Source organism: Paenibacillus koleovorans NBRC 103111, assembly GCF_004000845.1.
Taxonomy (GTDB): domain Bacteria; phylum Bacillota; class Bacilli; order Paenibacillales; family NBRC-103111; genus Paenibacillus_AA; species Paenibacillus_AA koleovorans.
Genome location: NZ_BIMA01000246.1, coordinates 1 through 1,521, shown reverse-complemented (window position 1 = coordinate 1,521; position 1,521 = coordinate 1). Strand labels below are relative to the sequence as shown.

Here is a 1,521-nt window from a genome sequence, read left to right as displayed (position 1 = left end):
ACTCAACTTTCGCAGCATGAAATTGGCAGGTAAGCCTTGATATAGTTAGGCAGCCCTTCAATCCAATGCTGGAGTTGACGTTGAATAAGATTTGAAATCCTCTTTCCGACTTTCGTGGCGATTTCGGTGATCAAATCGACCAGTTCTTGCAGGGCAACAGCCCAATCGATGGCGCCGACTTCATCGCAAAGCAAATAAAACAGTCCGCCAATCGACCGTTGATCCGTGCTCTGGCGGTGCTGCCAAGCAAGCAGGATATAGCGCGAAAAGACAATGGTGGTATGGCTGACCAACAGGTCGTACGATCGCCCTTGGAACTCCTTTTGCAGGCGAAGCAGGGACTTGGCGCATTTAAAGAAGACTTCAATTTCCCAGCGCATCCTGTAGATTCGGATCATGTCCGGAGCGGTTAAAGCGAGATCCGTCGTGAGAATAGCAAGCCACTCATTCTTCTTGGAACGGTGACGAACGAATACGACCCTGACCGGGATTCCGGGGGCCAGTTCCGTCTGGATCTGCCTCAGGATATTCCGATGCTTCCCCTGAACACGCGCTGCAGCGGCATACAACTCCTTCAGGGTCAATCGTCGTCCGTTCATCAGGTACCGCTTGTTATCGTTTTTTACCATACCGATCACGTGTAGTCCACGTCCGACCACTTCCTGAAGGAGCGGCGCATGCGTAAACCAACTGTCCATCAGGACATACGACGCGGTTACACCGCCTTGCTTGGCACGGTCCAACATGGTCGCAATCACTTGTGGTGCCGAACAAAGGGCCTCCTGACGACGTTTGTAGCCATGACTGCGCTTGTCGATACCTTCCAGGATGCCATTGATGCCGGATTTCGTAGAACTGAGCAGGGCAAAATCCATGGGGATAAACGAGTGGCCGTCCGACCAGCCCATGGTTAGCATGCGAAACCCCTTGTAGTACGCCCCCGTCGCATGATCCTTGAACCGCGCCAGTAGTTCAACGGCTTTACTGCGGTTACGTTCAAACATCGAATCATCAAAGATAAACGCGGTCTCACGGCCCGCTGAGGTCAGTTTCTCGATTCGCTGAATCGTCTCTCCGCTTAGGGAGAGCAAAAACCGTCGCCAAGCGTAGCCACTATGATTCAGAAACCGGTAGACCGCATCTTTACCAGGAAATGTCTCGCCCCTGCAGCTTTCAAGAAGCCGAAACCAATTCTTCTGATGAAACAATAGAATAAAAACGACGCGAAATAAGTAGGCACAGGTGAATCCAAATTTTTTCTTAAACCCCGCACCATTCAAGTGCTTGAGCACATTCAGTTCCAGAAAAGCAGGCTTGATTTCTTTTGGTAGTTGATCTAGGGATTGCTTTTGGTCTATCATGGAGAAGAACACCTCTTCTGTGTGGTAGTGGTAGCTTGACACTCTCACTTTACCAAACGAAGAGGTGTTTTTCTATTGTTTCAAGCCGTACAATTAAATGCGTGCAAACTTATGCTGCACGTAAGTTTGCGCTGATTTTGACTCTGCGAAAGTTGAGTTA

At 49.8% G+C, this 1,521-nt stretch carries 1 protein-coding gene; it reads right to left on the bottom strand.

The features are described 5' to 3' along the window. Nucleotides 1–2 precede the first annotated feature (2 nt). Nucleotides 3–1,361: an IS4 family transposase gene (locus tag PKO02S_RS31995; protein WP_127589338.1), complete on the bottom strand. Its 1,359-nt coding sequence runs from the start codon at nucleotides 1,359–1,361 to the stop codon at nucleotides 3–5. Nucleotides 1,362–1,521: the final 160 nt, after the last annotated feature.